This is a genomic window from Stenotrophomonas sp. STEN031, from assembly GCF_056759975.1.
Genome location: NZ_JBRREA010000015.1, coordinates 61,508 through 78,566, shown reverse-complemented (window position 1 = coordinate 78,566; position 17,059 = coordinate 61,508). Strand labels below are relative to the sequence as shown.

Annotated in this window: 14 protein-coding genes; 8 read left to right on the top strand and 6 right to left on the bottom strand. The window is 64.2% G+C overall.

Annotated features, from left to right (window positions below; genetic code table 11):
- Positions 1 to 5 precede the first annotated feature (5 nt).
- Positions 6 to 437 carry a YciI family protein gene (locus ACVOLQ_RS09350; protein WP_313173985.1) on the bottom strand — a complete coding sequence of 144 codons (432 nt, stop codon included), beginning with the start codon at positions 435 to 437 and terminating at the stop codon, positions 6 to 8.
- A 164-nt stretch (positions 438 to 601) separates the two neighbouring features.
- Between ACVOLQ_RS09350 and ACVOLQ_RS09345 the strand changes: the two genes are divergently transcribed.
- Together ACVOLQ_RS09345 and ACVOLQ_RS09340 are read left to right on the top strand one after the other, a co-directional pair.
- The gene (locus ACVOLQ_RS09345) at positions 602 to 976 is read left to right on the top strand and encodes a YciI family protein (protein ID WP_313174031.1); all 375 of its coding nucleotides are present in this window, start codon (positions 602 to 604) and stop codon (positions 974 to 976) included.
- A 390-nt stretch (positions 977 to 1,366) separates the two neighbouring features.
- Positions 1,367 to 4,393: a TonB-dependent receptor gene (locus tag ACVOLQ_RS09340; RefSeq protein WP_481527788.1), complete on the top strand. Its 3,027-nt coding sequence runs from the start codon at positions 1,367 to 1,369 to the stop codon at positions 4,391 to 4,393.
- 82 nt (positions 4,394 to 4,475) lie between these two features.
- On the opposite strand, the gene ACVOLQ_RS09335 is transcribed toward ACVOLQ_RS09340, so the two are convergent.
- A complete protein-coding gene (locus tag ACVOLQ_RS09335) occupies positions 4,476 to 6,557 on the bottom strand; it encodes a gluconolaconase (RefSeq protein WP_481527787.1) in 2,082 nt (693 codons plus the stop codon).
- Between the two features lie 87 nt (positions 6,558 to 6,644).
- Between ACVOLQ_RS09335 and ACVOLQ_RS09330 the strand changes: the two genes are divergently transcribed.
- Positions 6,645 to 7,112, top strand: coding sequence for a hypothetical protein (locus tag ACVOLQ_RS09330; protein WP_481527786.1), 468 nt, complete (start codon positions 6,645 to 6,647; stop codon positions 7,110 to 7,112).
- 169 nt (positions 7,113 to 7,281) lie between these two features.
- Here the strand turns inward: ACVOLQ_RS09330 and ACVOLQ_RS09325 are convergent, their stop codons facing one another.
- Positions 7,282 to 8,055 (bottom strand): lytic transglycosylase domain-containing protein, encoded by a 774-nt coding sequence (locus ACVOLQ_RS09325; RefSeq protein WP_481527785.1) that lies wholly within the window; start codon positions 8,053 to 8,055, stop codon positions 7,282 to 7,284.
- Between the two features lie 121 nt (positions 8,056 to 8,176).
- On the opposite strand from ACVOLQ_RS09325, the gene ACVOLQ_RS09320 reads away from it, so the two are divergent.
- A complete protein-coding gene (locus tag ACVOLQ_RS09320; RefSeq protein ID WP_481527784.1) occupies positions 8,177 to 8,485 on the top strand; it encodes an ASCH domain-containing protein in 309 nt (102 codons plus the stop codon).
- 351 nt (positions 8,486 to 8,836) lie between these two features.
- Here the strand turns inward: ACVOLQ_RS09320 and ACVOLQ_RS09315 are convergent, their stop codons facing one another.
- A complete protein-coding gene (locus ACVOLQ_RS09315; RefSeq protein WP_481527783.1) occupies positions 8,837 to 9,907 on the bottom strand; it encodes a chitinase in 1,071 nt (356 codons plus the stop codon).
- A 188-nt stretch (positions 9,908 to 10,095) separates the two neighbouring features.
- A complete protein-coding gene (locus ACVOLQ_RS09310; protein WP_481527782.1) occupies positions 10,096 to 11,031 on the bottom strand; it encodes a hypothetical protein in 936 nt (311 codons plus the stop codon).
- A gap of 186 nt (positions 11,032 to 11,217) precedes the next feature.
- Here ACVOLQ_RS09310 and ACVOLQ_RS09305 point away from each other — a divergent pair, with 186 nt between their 5' ends.
- Complete coding sequence (locus ACVOLQ_RS09305; protein WP_481527781.1) at positions 11,218 to 12,966, top strand: acyl-CoA dehydrogenase family protein; 1,749 nt, start codon at positions 11,218 to 11,220, stop codon at positions 12,964 to 12,966.
- A gap of 259 nt (positions 12,967 to 13,225) precedes the next feature.
- Here the strand turns inward: ACVOLQ_RS09305 and ACVOLQ_RS09300 are convergent, their stop codons facing one another.
- Positions 13,226 to 14,719, bottom strand: a complete 1,494-nt coding sequence (locus tag ACVOLQ_RS09300) for a SulP family inorganic anion transporter (protein WP_481527780.1) — start codon at positions 14,717 to 14,719, stop codon at positions 13,226 to 13,228.
- A 304-nt stretch (positions 14,720 to 15,023) separates the two neighbouring features.
- Between ACVOLQ_RS09300 and ACVOLQ_RS09295 the strand changes: the two genes are divergently transcribed.
- The 3 genes from ACVOLQ_RS09295 (at position 15,024) to ACVOLQ_RS09285 (ending at position 17,011) form a co-directional block, all read left to right on the top strand.
- The gene (locus ACVOLQ_RS09295) at positions 15,024 to 15,866 is read left to right on the top strand and encodes a class I SAM-dependent methyltransferase (protein WP_481527779.1); all 843 of its coding nucleotides are present in this window, start codon (positions 15,024 to 15,026) and stop codon (positions 15,864 to 15,866) included.
- 182 nt (positions 15,867 to 16,048) lie between these two features.
- On the top strand, positions 16,049 to 16,690 hold the full coding sequence (locus ACVOLQ_RS09290; RefSeq protein ID WP_481527778.1) for a CDGSH iron-sulfur domain-containing protein: 642 nt from the start codon (positions 16,049 to 16,051) through the stop codon (positions 16,688 to 16,690).
- A 24-nt stretch (positions 16,691 to 16,714) separates the two neighbouring features.
- Positions 16,715 to 17,011, top strand: a complete 297-nt coding sequence (locus ACVOLQ_RS09285) for a hypothetical protein (RefSeq protein ID WP_057629493.1) — start codon at positions 16,715 to 16,717, stop codon at positions 17,009 to 17,011.
- Positions 17,012 to 17,059: the final 48 nt, after the last annotated feature.

The window sequence follows — 17,059 nt, the reverse complement described above, 5'->3', positions numbered from 1 at the left end:
GGATTTCAGTTGTTGCGTTCGATCTGTTCGCGTAGACGCTGCTCCTGCGCCTGCAATTCCGGAGTGAAGGCCTCACCGAAATCTTCAGGTTCGAAGAACGGCCGGATCTCCACTTCCACCGCGCTGCCGTTGGAGGGGGTGAACGGGGCGCGCTTGAGCCACTCCACCGCTTCCTCCAGCGAGCGCACCTGCCACAGCCAGAAGCCGGCCACCAGTTCGCGGGTTTCGGCGAAAGGCCCATCGATGACGCTGCGGCCCTCGGCCGCGAAACGCACCCGCGCCGCATGCGAGGTGGGCTTCAAACCGTCGCCGGCCAGCATGATGCCGGCCTTGACCAGTTCTTCATTGAAGGCCCCCATCGCCGCAATCTCGGCCTGCGTGGGCATGACCCCGGCTTCGGTCTCGGGAGTCGCTTTCACCAGCACCATCACTTTCATCGCCTTGCTCCGTTGCAGGCCACATGCCCGCTTCACAACAGGTACGACGAAGCACGGCCATCAATCTCGACACGCGCGCGTCGCCTTTTTATGAATCAGTTCATGCGGCAATGCAGCAGGCCTGATGCGACATGATGCGCATCCATGTGCGTGAGACCGGCCCCATGAAGTTCATGTTGTTGATCTATATCGACCCACACCTGCTGCAGACGTTGCCTGCCAGCGAGTACGACACCTTGATGCGCGGCTGCCTCCGCCATGCCGACGCGCTCCAGGCCGCAGGCACGCTGGTGATGTCACAACGCCTGCAGCCACCGACCAGCGCACAGACCCTGCGTCGTCGCGACGAGCTCACCCGGATCATCGATGGCCCGTTCGCCGAAACCCGCGAGATTCTCGCCGGCTTCAACCTGATCGAAGCCGCCGATGCCGATGAGGCGATGCGCATCGCCCAGCAGTTTCCCTGGGCGGCTTACGGCAGCATCGAAGTGCGCCCGGTGGATGACCTGGACGCAGAGCGGGTGCGACTCGGAGCGTAGCCTCCGCCTCCCAGCACGCAGTCCATGCAGGCCTCCGCACTCGACTGCGAGGGGCCAGGCACCGCCTGCCGCTCCAATCCCATCACCCACAACGCCTGTGACCGCGTGCTGGGAGCCGACGCCTGTGTCGGCTTTTTCTTGGCCTGAAACAAAACCAGACGGTAGCGTACGGAACGTGCGAACAAGTGAGAGCCTTTGAAAATGAATGAGGGCAAAATCTCACGCAGCTGAATTTTATATAACAATTTCAACGACTTAATTTTGGTTTCAGCTGATATTGTAAAACCGTTAGCAGTGAAATTAATATTTCGTTCAGCTGTAATGAAACCTACATTTCACTGCAGCGCGGTTGCAACAACAGTCTGCATATCAATGAACCAAGGAAATTTGATGACCCGCAGCTCCCAAGTCACCCGGCTCAAGCGCACCGCGCTGGCTATCGTCCTCACCTCGGTCATCGGCGCCGCCGCTGCCCAGAGCACCACCGGCTCCTTGTTCGGCAACGCCCCGTCGGCCGCCGGCGCCACGATCACCGTCCAGAACGAATCCGGCCTCAAGCGCAGTGTCACGGTTGACACCAACGGTCGCTACAACCTCGGCTCGCTGCCGGTCGGCAAGTACTCCATCCGCCTTGAGCGCGATGGCCAGGTCATCGACAAGCGCGAAAACGTGCTGCTGCGCGTTGGTGCCGGTACCGAGGTCTCGTTCGGCGGCGAAGGTGCCACCACGTTGGATGCGGTGACGGTCACTGCCGCCAGCATGCCGAAGATCGACGTCAGCAATACGGTCTCCAAGTCCGTCATCACGTCCGAGCAGCTGGACGTGCTGCCACTGGGTCGCTCGGCCGAAGCCATCGCCCTGCTCGCCCCGGGCGTGGTGAGCGGCAGTGGCTTCTTCACCAATGGTTCGCGCTCGGTACTGTCGTTCGGTGGTTCCAGCGTCACCGAGAACGCGTACTACCTCAACGGCTTCAACACCTCCAACCCGCTGAGCAACATCGGTGGCGTCAGCCTGCCGTACGGCTCCATCGACCAGCAGGAAACCTATACCGGCGGCTACAGCGCGCGTTACGGCCGTTCCACCGGCGGCGTGATCAACCAGCTCGGCAAGCGCGGCACCAACGAGTGGCATTTCGGCTTCCAGACCACCTGGGCACCGGATTCGCTCGCCGCCTCGCCGCGTGACATCTGGTATCCGAACAACACGCTGGGCCCGGGCTACCGCTACTCCAGCGCGAAGCTCCCGGGCACGCTCTACCGCTACCGCAACAACGACACCGCCACCCGTACGACGGTCAGTGGCTATGTCAGCGGTCCGCTGATCGAAGATCGCCTGTTCGTGCACCTGGCCGCCGAGACGGACAAGAAGGACGGCGTGTCCACCAACAGCGCCGCCTCCGCCGCCCAGGCCCGCAACAACTACACCATCGATACGCCGAAGTTCTACGGCAAGATCGACTGGAACATCACCGACGACCACACCCTGGAATACACCCGTATCCAGAACACCGACCGCACCAGCGGCTACTACACCGCCTTCGACTATGAAACCCTGAAGGAAGGCGGGCGTACCGGTTCGTTCTCCGACACGACCAAGATCAAGGACGACTACGACATCTTCAAGTACACCGGCTACCTGACCGATGACTTGACCCTGAGCGCCGTCTGGGGCCGCAGCACGCAGAGCAACCTGCAGTACAACCCCGGCGAATCGGACAGCCCGTACCTGAGCGGCGTGAGCCTGCAGGATCCGAAGATCACCGGCGGCAAGCCGATCCGCAACGACCAGGCCAGCCGCGACACCAAGGCCGACAACGCAGGCAGCACCACCCGTGGTCTGCGCGTGGATCTGGAATACCGTCTGGGCGATCACCAGCTGCGTGCCGGTATCGACAACATGTACTACAGTGCGAAGAACGAAGGCCAGGAAATCACCGGCCCCGGCTATGCGTGGTATTACTCCAGCATCGACCCGAACAAGTCGCCGAGCCCGGGTTTCAACATCACCCCGCCGGGCGGTGATGGCTACTTTGCCTACAAGTACGTCTTCGCCACCACCACCAGCATGTCGGTCGAGCAGAAGGCCTACTTCATTGAAGACAACTGGCAGGTCACCCCGAACCTGTTGCTGAGCATTGGCGTGCGCAACGACAAGTTCACCAACTTCAACAGTGCGGCCGTTGCCTACGTGAAGAGCGGCGACCAGTGGGCCCCGCGTCTGGGCGCCAGCTGGGACGTGTTCGGTGATTCCTCGCTGAAGGTGTTCGCCAACCTGGGCCGTTACTACCTGGCCCTGCCGAACAGTGTGGCCATCCGTGGTGCCTCGGCTTCCACCTTCACCCGCGAGTACTTCACCTATACCGGCATCGATGCCAATGGCGTGCCGACCGGCCTGACCGCGCTGGGCCCGGGCCCGGTTTCCTCCAACGGCGAGTACGGCCTGACCCCGGACCCGGCTGGCGTCGCGCCGACCGATCTGAAGTCGCAGTACCAGGATGAACTGATCCTTGGTTTTGAAAAGACCCTCGGCCAGTCCTGGAACACCGGCGCCAAGGTCACCTACCGTCGCCTGCAGACCGCAATCGACGACATCTGCGACCCGGACCTGATGGAAGCCAAGCTCCAGTCGATGAATGTCGACACCAGTGGCCTCCAGATCCCGGGCTGCGTGATCTTCAATCCGGGCAAGACCAATACCTTCCTGGCCAAGCATGTGGATGGCTCGGGCTATACCTCCTTCACCATGAATGGTCAGGACTGGGGTTACGGCAGCACCAAGGCCAAGCGTGACTATGTTGCAGTCGATCTGTTCCTTGAGCACCCGATGACCGACAAGTGGTACGGCCGCGTGGATTACACCTGGTCGCGCAACTTCGGCAATACCGAAGGCCAGGTGAAGTCGGATATCGGCCAGGATGACGTGTCCAAGACCCAGGATTGGGACGCAGCCGCACTGATGGAGTACGCCGGTGGCTACATGGCCAACGATCGTCGCCACCAGCTGAAGGGCTTCGGTGCATACCAGTTCAACGACGAATGGACCGCATCGGCCACCCTGCGCATCATGTCGGGCATGCCCAAGACCTGTCTGGGCTTCTACGGCACCGACCACAGCGAGCCGGTTGCCGGCTATGGCGCTTCGTACCACTACTGCGATGGCAAGCCGTCGCGCCCAGGTGATGCAGGCCGTCAGCCGTGGACCAAGCAGCTGGATCTGGGTGTGATCTACCGTCCGTCCTTCGCTGATCACAAGCTGGCCCTGGGCCTGGATGTGTTCAACGTGCTGAACGAACTGAAGCAGGTCCAGTCCGATGCCCGTTTCGAGGCCAACCCGTACACCGTATCCAACACCTACGGCATGGGCACCTACTACACCGCGCCGCGTTCGGTGCGCCTGACCGCGTCCTACGACTTCTGATCAGGTGCTGAGCAACAACGCAATCTCTCTTGAATGATGTACTTGAAACCCCGGCCCAGCGCCGGGGTTTTTTTATGCACGGCTAGAACACGCGCAACGGAAGCTCGCGCCCCGCGACAGCTTCATTGCCGCTGAAATCCCGGGCGCTGACGCGGATGGTGTAGTCGCCGGGCGCGAGCACGGCGGGATCCAGCGCGTCCCCAGCCAACAAACCGTCACGCACCGTATTGGTCAGCACATAGCGGAAGCGGGTGCTGCTGCTGCCATGCACGGTGATGCCGCTATCGGCGGCGTAGGCCAGCTTCACCGCCTCACGCTGCGGCGGCATGCGATTGAAGATGATGTTGGTGCGCGGCTGTTCGTAACCGGCCAGGGCGCGACCGTCGGCACCAAGTATCTGGAAGCCCAGGCTGTACAAGCCAAGCCGGCGCCGCGGCAGGTTGTTGTCGACCTGGTCCCAGGCTTCCACCACCAGTTGCAGGCCGCCAGCATCGCGTGACACGCGCAGACGCCCATCTACCTTCTCGCTCAGGCGCTGGTTGTTGCTGTCGAGCAGGGCGATGTCGTCGATCTTCGGTGCGACGTGGTCGGCATAGTTGGAGAAGCCCAGCCGCACCGCGTTGCGCTCATAGCCCGAGGGCCCCACCGCGAGATGCACATGCGCCTGGTTGTTGATGCTGCCCAGCGCGTCGCCGGGCTGGAAACGGGTACCGCGACGTACCCGCACCCTGTCCAGCTTGCCGCTGTCGTCATAGACCAGCTGCATGCGGGCAGGGTCCAGCGCGCGATTGCCGGCATCGCGGCCGACCTTCATGTGGATGTAGTCGAGCTTGTCCAGCGACAGGCCTTCGGCCTGGCCGCCCAATGTCCAGGTGGAAGCCGGGCTGCTGACCTTGGCGCTGGCGATCGCCAGCACGGTCTGGCCAACGTCGCCGCGCACATCAAAACCACTGTGCAGGTGGTGTCGGCTCTCGCCACTGAAGTTGCCGCGCACCTCGCCCAGGGTACCGGTGACTTCGTGCCAGCCCCGCTGCGGCGCCAGCGGCCAGCGGCCCTGGTTGCCAGGCAAGGGATTGTCCGGCGACGGCCCGAGTTGCGGCGGTACGTCCGTGGTTGTCGCAGTCCGCGGCAGCAGATGATGGAGGCGATAGGCGTCGGCATCACTCAGCAACAAGCTGCCATCGGGCGCCAGCACCAATCCGGCCGGGCGTGCGAAGCGCTGTGCATCGTTACCCGCCACGGCAACGAGGTGGCCCTGCGCTGACAGCTGCACCACGCGACCACTCAAACGCTCCCCCACATAGACCACGTCATCATGGGTGATGGCCAAGGCCATTGGCCCCCACAGCACACGATCGCCATTGGGAATGCCAATGCGGGTGCTGACCATGCCGGCAGGGCTGACCGTACGCAGCGCGTTGTTCTGCAGATCGGCAACCCAGAGGTTGCCGTGGCTGTCGAACTTGAGGTCAGTGGGCGTATCGAAGCGCGCCAGCGCCCCCTGCCCGTCCTCCCAACCCGGCAGGGCGCCGCCGGCCAGGGTGCTGACCGTGCCATCGGCAGCGATGACACGGATGCGGTCATTCCAGGTATCGGCGACATAGACACGACCGTCCGCGCCTACCGCAACACCCATCGGTCCATTGAAACGTGCCTGCGCGCCGCTCCCGTCCGCGAAGCCTGGCGTACCGTCACCGGCCAGGGTAGTGACCTGGCCTTGCGTGGTGATCCTGCGGATGGCGTGGTTACCGGTATCGGCCACGTACAGATTGCCCTGCGCATCCAGGGCGATGCCCGATGGAGTATTGAATCTGGCCGCGCTGCCCTGCCCATCGGCGAAGCCTTCCATGCCGCCGGCCAGCACCTGGAAGGCGCCGTCCAGGCCGCGATACAGGATGCGGTTGTTGTCACCGGCATCGGCGACGAACAGCACACCGCCCCCCATCGCCAGCCCCCAGGGATCACTGAAACGGGTTTGTGCGGCCTTGCCGGCACTGTTGCCAGCCACGCCGTCGCCGCCCAGCAAGGCGATCTGCGCCTGCCACCCCAGTGGCGTCGGCGGCGGAGCGGCCGGTGCGGGCGCTTGCGGCGCCCACAGGAAACTGGCGCCCAGCGCGGCACCGGTAACGGCGATGACGGCAATCACCCAATGTTTGCGATCCATGTACACCCAACCAACTGCGGACCCGGCACGATAGACGCTCACGGCCCGCGGCGGAACCGCCGAAAGCCCTGCATGGTGGAGAAACGTATGCATCTGTATCTGCAAGAAGAGCTGATCCGCCTGCGTGCCGGGCATAGCACCGACATCAGCCTGCCACTGTCGCTGTCATCGCTGCTGGACGCGGGCCTGCGCCAGTTCCCGCCTTCCGGGTCGGCCATGGAGCAGGCCATTGCCAGCACCGAGGACGCCTTGATGCCGTGGATTCCGGCGCTGCGCCAGGAGACGTTGGAGGTATTGGAGTGCACCGATGCGGTGTTGGCACCGTTGCCAGGGGTGCTGGGCTATCCGCAGCAGGCAGTGCTCGAGCTGGATATCGATGAAATCGAGCGCGCATTCCAGCAACTGGCACAGGTAGCGGCGGGGATGCCGGCAAAGAGCCAAGGCATTCCGGAACGGGCAGATTTTGTCGCCGCGCTGGTAGTGGTGCGGGAGCTTATGCACCACGTTGGCTGGCAGCAGCTGCGTTTGCCTGGGCCAGAGGTCGGGCTTGATTGAGGCAGGGGCGGTAAAGCCAGGGCAAGAGCACCCCTCCCCAACCCTCCCCTTGCCTGCGGCAAAGGGAGGGGGCAAAAGCCAAGGCCGCAGCTACAGCATGCGCTGCTCCCTCTCTTGCGCAGCAGGGGAGGACTGGGGAGAAGTGGGCTGGTTCAACCCACCTAGCCAACTACAGCGCCGGCCGCTCCGGTCCGGAGCCCATCGCTTCACGGTAGCGGCTGTACAGGGCCAGCACCTTGTCCACGTACTGCCGCGTCTCCGCATAGGGCGGTACGCCGCCGTAGCGCGCGACAACGCCAATACCTGCGTTGTAGGCCGCCGCCGCCAGCGTGCGGTCGCCGTTGTAACGGCGCAGCAGGGACTTCATATAGCGTGCGCCGCCGTTGATCGACTGCGCCGGTGACAGCGGATCGCTCACCCCGTACTCGCTGGCGGTTTCCGGCATCAGCTGCATTACGCCCTGCGCGCCCTTGGGCGACACTGCTTTTTCATCGAAGGCGCTTTCGGCATGTGCGACCGCCCGCAACCAGGCGTCATCCACGCCGGTTGCCTTGGCGGCGGCGCGGAACTGCGGCGCATGCCGATTCAACTGCGGCGTGCCGACCCTGCCCAGGCCCGCGTGTGCGGGCTCACCCGGCGGTGTGGCCACGGTGAAGCGCAGGTAGGGCGTGGACCCGGGCAGGTTGCGGGTGGAGTAGACCTTGCTGCCGTCCTGCTCACGCTCGTACAGGATGCCACTGAAAACGCCGAAGTTGCCCCACAGGTTCGGGGTCTGCACGGCGTTGTCATCGATCACCATGGCCTTGCAGCTGGAGCCCGGTTCCGGTGCGGTGGCCATGCTGACGGTGCCCTTCTGCACACAGCGGTACACCGTGCGCGCCTGCAACGGCGCACACAGCCCGTACAACAGCAGCAACAGCGCAAGCGCAGCCGCGCGTGGCATGGCCGGATCCGCTCAGAAGAAGGATGATGATGCTGAGCCTGCGAGCTTGAACGGCAGGTGATGAAAAATGCGCCAATCGCGCCCAGAATGAATGGCCGCTTTCCCAAGCTGCTCCACGCCCATGACCGCGCCCCTGCTAGGCTTCGACAACCCCCGTTTCCATACCGGTCGCAACACCAGCGTACGGCGCGGTGCCCGTTGGCATGGGGTGGCTCAGGCCTACATCGAACTGGCGGATGGCCGCCAGTTGGGGCCGCTGGCACTGCAGACCGAACTGCGCGCTTTTGATGCACTGGAGGAAGCGGATCTGCGCGATGAGCATGACCCGGCCTGTCGCACCCCTGCTGGCCTGTTGCGGGTGATGCAGCAGCTCTACCCCGGGTTCCGCAGCGATGAGCTGGTGACCTTGGTGCATTTCTGGATGGAGTGAACGCGGCAAGCGGGGATGCCTGCGGCCGCTTTGGCTTTGGCTTTGGCTTTGGCTTTGGCTGTGGCTGTGGCTTTGGCTTTGGCCGTTCCCTTCTCCCGTTCACGGGAGAAGGTGGTGCGAAGCACCGGATGAGGGCAGCTTTTGCTTCTGCCCCTGACAAAGCGGGCAACCAATCAACCGCCGCGCAGCGAGGACTGCATAGCGGTACCTGGGAAAAATCGTCTCCCAAGCTTCAGGCAAGTCAGGAAGCAAAGGCGCCCCCATCCGCTCTGCGGGCACCTTCCTCCGCAGGCGGGGGAAGGGAATGCATCAAGCATTTTCCTGCTCAGAATGCATCAAGCAATTGCCTGCTCAGCGCGCCTGCGCAGCCCGCAGATGTTCCCCCACCGGCGCGGAGAACGCGCGCGCATCGGATACATCCCAGTTGATCGACCAGGTCATCACCCCGCGGAAATCCGGATGCGGCTGGCTGGGCTTCACCTCATCGCACTGCGTGGCCGTCGTGAGGCAATCAAAAGCGCGATTGATATTCGCCGGCGTCGCATAACCATTGCCCGCAGCACGCAGCCCCGACGGCAAGGCCAACGCCACCTGGTCGGCACGCAGGCCCTCGAACCGCCCCTTGCCACCGGCCAGATCAAAGCCTTCGATCAACATCTTCGCCGAGCCCACCATCATGTCGACGCTGCCCCCCGGATACTTCTCGGCGCGGTACGGCGTGGGCAGGCCACCGTTGTTGTAGAGCTGCACATGCAGCAGATCCAGCTCCTCACGCAGGCCGTCGATCAACGGCAGGTAAGCGCCCCAGATGCCTTCCATCGACACAAAGCCACCCTGCACATACGGGTGCTCCGGTGCCATCGACACATACAGATTCGGGTACATGCCGTGCAGGCGCTTCACCGCCGAGATCAGGTGCGGGGTAACCGGCGCACCGTGCACCACGCCGGCGATCTTCTCCAGATCCACGTCGATGCCATCAAAGCCGAAGGTGTTGATCGCTTCGGCGGTGGTGCGCACGAAGTTGTCCTCGTCGCGCTGCGTGTTCAAGGTCACCGTGCCCAGCTCGCCCCCAAAGGACAGCACCACGATCTTGCCCTGCGCACGCTTGGCGGCGATGTCGGCAATCAACTGCGCGCGGTCCAGGGCAGGGTCCGGATTGAACGCCACCTTGCCCTCGCCCATGTCATCGGCAAAGGCCAGCACGATCACGTCCCAGCTGTCGTCGACCTTGCCGACCGGCAACAGGCCCTGGCCGTTGTCGAAGTTGTGCAGATAGCCGACCAGGGCGTGCCTGGGCAGCGCATGGCTATGACCGGGAGCAACGCCCACACCCGTGGCGGCGGACGGCGTGGGTGCAGCCTGGCAAGCAAACGTGGAAGCCAGCACCACTGCGGAGAACAACAGACCAATCGACTTCATCGCGATACCAGAATGGGAAGACGCCCGATTCTAGGCATGCAGAAGCAGCAAAAAGCCATTAAAAGACAATAACTTAGCAATGTTGTCCTGATTTGTCCCGGTTTGTCCGGCCGATGGCCCGCAACGCGGTCAACACGCAATTTCGATGTCGAGGGCAGGTCCCGCGACTGGCCTGCGATGACCGCCGCTCAAGTGCACATTTTCATGCGCCGCTCGGCATCCCACAGGGCGCGCCGGGCCAGGTCATAGGCACTGTCTGCGGCGCTGGGCAGGCTGTGCTCGGCCTCCACCGGGTCTGCGCCATTGTTGTAGCGATACTCCACCCGCTGCAGCGCCTCCAGGTGCTGCTGCGCGATGCCCAGCCAGCGCCGGCGTTGATCGGCATTGCAGCGCTGGTAGCGCTGCTCCAGCGCGCTGATCGCCCCGCGGATGCGGCGACTAGCCTCGCCCTTCATGTCCGGCGCCTTCTCGTAGCGGATCGGTGCGGCCTTGTAGGCATCGCCCGTTGCTTCACTGCCCAGATCGGAGGGCCGCTCATGCAGACGCGGATTGAAGGCGATATCCGGCGGTCGTCGCGCTTCAGCAGCCTGGATGTCCTCGCCATAGAGCAGGCGCTCGGAGCGTTTCTGCCGCGTTCCCGCACGTTCGCGCGAGAACAGGTTGGCAGTCGCGCGTTCTCCCACCTGCGTGGCCAGCTCGTCACGATGCTCGAACACGCGCTCAGCTGCGCTCTTCTGGCGCGTATCCGTGGCATCCGGGATGGCGAGCGTGCCGTCCTTGCCGTATAGCCGCTGCGACCAGGCGGTCTGCAGGGCTGCCGCGGTGGCAGCTGGTGCAGCCGGAAGAACCGGAGCCACGGTTTCGGATGCGGGTGAAGTACTGGATGCCCGCTTGGAATCCATGGGCGTTCCGGGCGCGACTGTGATCGTCGGCTGCGGCACGGCCAGGTCCTGCCTGGAGGCATCCGGCGAGAGCCACCGCAGCTGCACACGCGTCTGCTCGCCGCCCGTGTTCAAGGCGGGCACCTGCAGCATCAGGCGCGTTACGCCGAGCATGAACGCCAATGCAACCACGGCAGCGGTCACGCGGGTCCACAGCGGCTCGGCAGAATGGTCAGAACGCATGCAGCTCCATCGGAAACATGGCCCGGAAGGCATCAACCGGCCTTGGCGAAGTACAACCCCAGCATGCAGAGACCAACAAGGGCACACCGAGTTCAACAATTGTGTCCCACGAATAGGTGAACCTGTGGCAAGACTGGGCCATCATCGGCCAGACGCCGTCATCGTTCGCAGCACAAGGAGCCGTTCGTGAATACCGTTGCAGCACAGAATCTGGATGAAAGCATCGCCAAGCAGCTGTTCTTTGGCCATATCGCCGAAGAGGTGTTGTTCCCCTACCCGCAGATCCGCGAGCGTGACCGCGAGATGCTGGGCGCGATGACCGATGCCATCGACCAGTTCCTGGCCGACAAGACCGCCGACCTGCGCCAGTACGACCGCGATGCCGAACAGCCACCGGAGTTCATCCAGGCGCTGCGTGACATGGGCCTGTTCGGGCTGATCATCCCCGAGGAATTCGGCGGGCTGGAGCTGTCCAACGGTGCCTATGCGCGCGTGCTGGGCCAGACCAGCAGCCATGACAGCTCGGTGTCGCTGACCATCGGCGCGCACAGCTCGATCGGCATGAAGGGACTGCTGCTGTTCGGCAACGACGAGCAGAAGCAGCGCTACCTGCCCAGGTTGGCCAGTGGCGAGATGATCGCGGCGTTCTGCCTGACCGAAGCCGGTGCCGGCTCTGACGCCGCCGCCATCCGCACCAAGGCCCATCGCAACGATGATGGCAGTTGGACGCTGAGCGGCGAGAAGATCTGGATCACCAACGGCGGCATCGCCGATTTCTACACGGTGTTCGCGCGCACCGACACGGCGGAGGGCAAGGTCACCGCCTTCATCGTCGAGGCCGGCTGGGACGGCGTCAGCCATGGCCCGCACGAAGACAAGATGGGCATCCGCGCCTCGTCCACCACCACCGTCGCCTTCAACGAGGTACGGGTGCCGGCCGCCAATGTGCTGGGCCCGGTCGGCAAGGGCTTCAAGGTGGCGATGAACATCCTCAACAGCGGCCGCACCGGCCTGGGCGGCGGCGCCGTGGGCGGCATGCGCGCGCTGATCCGCATGGCCTGTGCGCAGGCCAGCGAGCGCAAGCAGTTTGGCCAGGCCATTGCCGAGTTCGGCCTGGTGCGCGAGAAGATCGCGCAGATGACCGCCGATTGCTTTGCCGCCGAAAGCACGGTGTGGATGGTGGCGCACCTGATCGACAGCGGCCGCACAGACTATTCGGTGGAAGCGGCAATGAGCAAGGTATTCGCCAGCGAGGCCGTGCAGCGCAGCTGTTATGAAGCGCTGCAGATCGCCGCCGGCAACGGCTTCATGCGCGAGCTGCCGTACGAACAGATGACCCGCGATACCCGCATCCTGTCGATCTTCGAAGGCACCAACGAGATCCTGCGCCTGTACGTGGCGCTGAACGGCCTGAAGGGCGTGGGCGCGACGCTGAGTGAGCTGCAGAGCGCGGTGGGTGGCATCTTCAACGACCCGATCAAGGGCTTCGGCGTGCTCAGCGACTATGCCGGCCGCCGCATGCGCGAGGCCACCGGCTACGGCACAGGCCGCATCCGCGCGCCGCTCGATGATGCGCTGCGGCCGCTGGCACGGCTGTGCGAGAAGTATACGGTGGAGCTGTCCAAGGCCTCGGACCGGCTGCTGCGCAAGCACGGCAAGAAGATCGCCGACCAGCAGCACGCGCAGAAGCGCGTGGCCGATATCGCCATCGACCTGTTCGTCGGCCTCTGCGTGCTGTCGCGGGTGGAGAGCCTGTTGCAGACCAAGCACCCGGCCGCCGATGACGCGGTGAAGATCGCCCGTCTGTTCGCCCGCCAGGCACGCCGTCGCATGGCGCGCAATGTGCGTGGGCTGGAGCGCAACGAGGACGAGATCGTCGAATCACTGGCCGCCTCGGTGCTGGAGCGCGGCGGCTACGCCTGGGACGTGATGTAAGCGCCCTTGTAGGAGCGGCGTAAGCCGCGAAGCTACCGGACCATCCGCTGAAGCAAAGCCTGCAATTGCAGCTTCCCTGGCAATCGGCACCTCCACCAGCTTCGCGGCTCACGCCGCTCCTACAACAGCATCGGCGCGCCACTCCGTTGTGAGAGCGGCGTAAGCCGCGAAACTACCGGACCATCGGCCGAAGCAATGCCAGCAATTGCAGCTTCCCCGGCGATCGGCACCTCCACCAGCTTCGCGGCTCACGCCGCTCCTACAACGCCGGGTCTTCCACTGCCAACTCGCCCTCGCGCAACACCCGCCGCAGCAATGCCCGGCCCTGCCGATCCAGGCCCAGCACGCGCGGCTTCACGCCGTGGTGGCGATAACGGCTGACCACCTTCTCCAACGCCGCCACGGCGGTGATGTCCCACAACTGCGCGCCGGACAGATCGATCACCACCGTACGCCCCTCGGCCACACGCGGATCAAACGCATCGATGAAGGCGTCCGCCGAAGCAAAGAACACCTGCCCGCGCACCACATAGCGCAGACTGCCGTCGGCCTGTTCATGCGGCTCCACCTGCAGCAACCGCGCCACCTTCAATGCGAAGAACACCCCACTCAACAGTACCCCGACGCCAACACCGGCGGCCAGATTGTGCGTTCCCAGGGTCACCGCCACCGTCGCCAGCATCACCACGCCGGACAGGCGCGGATGCCGCACCAGCGCGCCCAGGCTGCGCCAGTCGAAGGTGGATACGCTGACCATCACCATGATCGCCACCAGCGCGATCACCGGCACCTGCCCTACCCAGGGCTTCAGCAACACCATCAGCACCAGCAGGAACACGCCGGCAAACAAGGTGGAGAGTCGGCCGCGGCCACCGTATTTCACGTTGCCCACGGTCTGCCCGATCATGCCGCAGCCGGCAATGCCGCCGAACAGGCTGGCGGCGATATTGGCCACGCCAAGGCCGGTGCATTCGCGGTTCTTGGAACTGGGCGTGTCGGTGAGTTCGTCCACCACCCGCGCAGTCATCATCGATTCCAGCAGGCCGACCATCGCGATGGCCAGCGCCGGCATGGCGATGATGCGCAACGTATCCAAGTCAAACGGCAGCGCGGGCAGCCCCATCCACTGCGGCAAGGCCTGCGGCAACTTGCCGAGATCATCGACGGTGGGCAGCTCCAATTTCAGCCACCACGCCAGCACGCTAAGCAACACGATGCAGATAAGCGGCGAGGGAACCGCGCGCACACCGGGCAGGGGCAGGCGCGGTAGCCCGTAGATCAGCAGCAAGCCCAGCGCCAGCATCACCCAGGTGGCGGTAGTGGCGCCGTGCAACTGCGGCAACTGCGCGGAGAAGATCAGGATGGCCAGCGCATTGACGAAGCCGGTACGTACCGAGCTGCTGACAAAACGCATCAACACCCCAAGGCGCAGCACCCCGAACACGATCTGGATCACGCCGGCCAGCAGGCCGGCTGCGAACAGATACGGCAGGCCATGCGCACTGACCAAGGGCGCCGCCACCAATGCCACCGAACCGGCGGCGGCGGTGATCATCGCCGGCCGGCCACCGAACACCGCGATCACGATGCTCAGCACGAACGAGGCGAACAGGCCGACCTGCGGGTCCACCCCGGCCACGAACGAGAACGCGATGACTTCCGGGATCAAGGCAAAGGTGGCCACGGCACCGGCCAGCATTTCGCGCAGGGGATTGGCGCGCCACTGCGCCAGTTCAGAATGCAGAAAGGACATACGGGCGGATCGCCGGTGCTGTCCCGCAGAAGCGGCAGTACAGGCGCAATCGAGGGGAGGGGCGCGAATTATGCCTGTTGATCGTTGACCGGCGCGGGTGGAGTTGGATTTCCAGCAAGGCGCAAACGTCCAAGGCTACCCCTCCCCAGCCCTCCCCTTGCCTTCGGCAAAGGGAGGGAGCTTTTGGCCCCCTCCCTTTTGCGGAGCAAAGGGGAGGGCTGGGGAGGGGTGCTCTTCGCGCACAACTCAACCCCCAAAACCCAGCTGCGGTAGCATTCCCACCCTCGCACCACCTGCAGCCCCCATGCCCCACTACTCCGGCCCCCTGCTCACCCGCCCCTTGCTCGAGCAGCTGCACAGCGCCCTGAAGAAGGGCAGCAGCGAAATCAGCACCTCGCTCGACCTGGGCCGCAGCCAGCAAACCGTTGGCATTGGCAGCGACAGCTTTCAGTTCCGCGGCCAGCACTACCCGTGGCCGGCCAAGCTCAAGGACCGCACCATCTACTACTGGGATGGTGAGGAGTTCAGCGCCGCCTCGCGCTTCGGCAGCGGCCTGTACAAGCTGGTGCCTACCGACTGGGGCATCCCCACGTTCGAGATAGACGGCATCAAGATGCTGGTCAGCGCGCAGATCTCGCCACTGGACGACGCCCGCCGCAAGGTGGCGCTGGTGGAGCCGCGCGGCAAGCGGATCCTGGACACCTGCGGCGGCATGGGCTATTTCGCCGCCTGCTGCCTGGACGAAGGCGTGGCCGGCATCCGCTCATTCGAGAAGAGCCCGGAGGTGCTGTGGCTGCGTACCCTCAACCCGTGGTCGCCGGACCCTGACAGCGCTGCTGCGGGCGGCCGTCTGCAGCTGAAGCAGGGCGATGTGTCCCAGGAAATCGAGCACATCGCCGATGCCTCAATGGACGCCGTGTTGCACGATCCGCCGCGCTTCGGCATTGCCGGCGAGCTGTACTCGCAGGTGTTCTACGATCAACTGGCGCGCGTGCTGCGCAAAGACGGCCGCCTGTTCCATTACACCGGCGCGCCGAACAAGCTCACCAGTGGCCGCGATGTACCCCGCGAAGTCGCCACACGCTTGCAGAAAGCCGGCTTCAAGACCGAGCTGGCCCTGGATGGCGTGCTGGCCGTACGCAAATAACAAACAGACTTGTAGGAGCGGCGTAAGCCGCGAAGCTCGTACCCTCTCAAACCACGGTCCAATGGCAATCTCCTTGCCCCCGGCTTCGCGGCTTACGCCGCTCCCACAAACCCGCCAAGCTGTATACGCCCCGCCTTAACGTCTTCCGCGCGACACTGCGCCTTCCGAAGCGGAGGCAGCCCATGGCAACCGAAACCGTACGCGGCAAGACCGTCACCATCCATTTCGACGGCAAGCGTTGCATCCATTCACGCAACTGCGTGCTCAGCCACCCGGACGTCTTCGTGCCCAATGTGGTGGGCGAATGGATCCACCCCGATGCAGTGCCCCCGGAGGAAGTGGCGCTGATCGCGCGCAACTGCCCGTCCGGTGCCATCCGCTACGAGTACAACGACGGCAGCCACGCCGAACCCGCACCGGTGGTGAACCTGGTGCATGTACGCGAGAACGGCCCGCTCGCCTTCAACGCACCGCTGCTGATCGCCGGTAGCGACGAAGGCATGCGCGCAACCTTGTGCCGTTGCGGCGAGTCGCACAACAAACCCTTCTGCGACCACCGCCATGTCGACTGTGGCTTTACCGCCAGCGGCGAACCGGCGGAAAAGAAGTCCGAAGCCTTGCCGCAACGTGATGGCCCGCTGCAGGTCAACCCGACCAAAAACGGCCCGCTGCACGTCATCGGCAACCTTGAAGTCGTCAGCGGCACCGGCCGCACCATCGACCGGGTCACCGAGACCTGGTTATGCCGCTGCGGCCATTCCAACAACAAGCCCTTCTGCGATGGCAGCCATAGAAAGGTTGGCTTCCAGGCTGACGGCGAATAACACATTCCCCCAAAGGAGCTGCACATGGCAAACCTCGAACTTCGCCTTACCGCCGACGAAGGTGTTACCCAGGCCATGCTCGACATGCTCAAGGGCATGGACGATGTGGATTCAGCCGAGGACATCACCGAACCCGCATTCGATGCCGACGACGAAGACAGCAGCTCGGCGGGCCTCAGCGACAACGAGGGCCCGGGCTCGCATCTGATCCAGGTGGAAACCATCAATGATGAGAGCCTGGCGCGGGTACTGGACGCAGCGCAGGCCTTGGCCGAGAGATTGGGTGCGGTATTGGAGATCGAATCCGATTCGCAGGACTGAGGTGAGTAGCCTGCGACCACGGCAAAGATATGCGACAGCTGCGGCCAA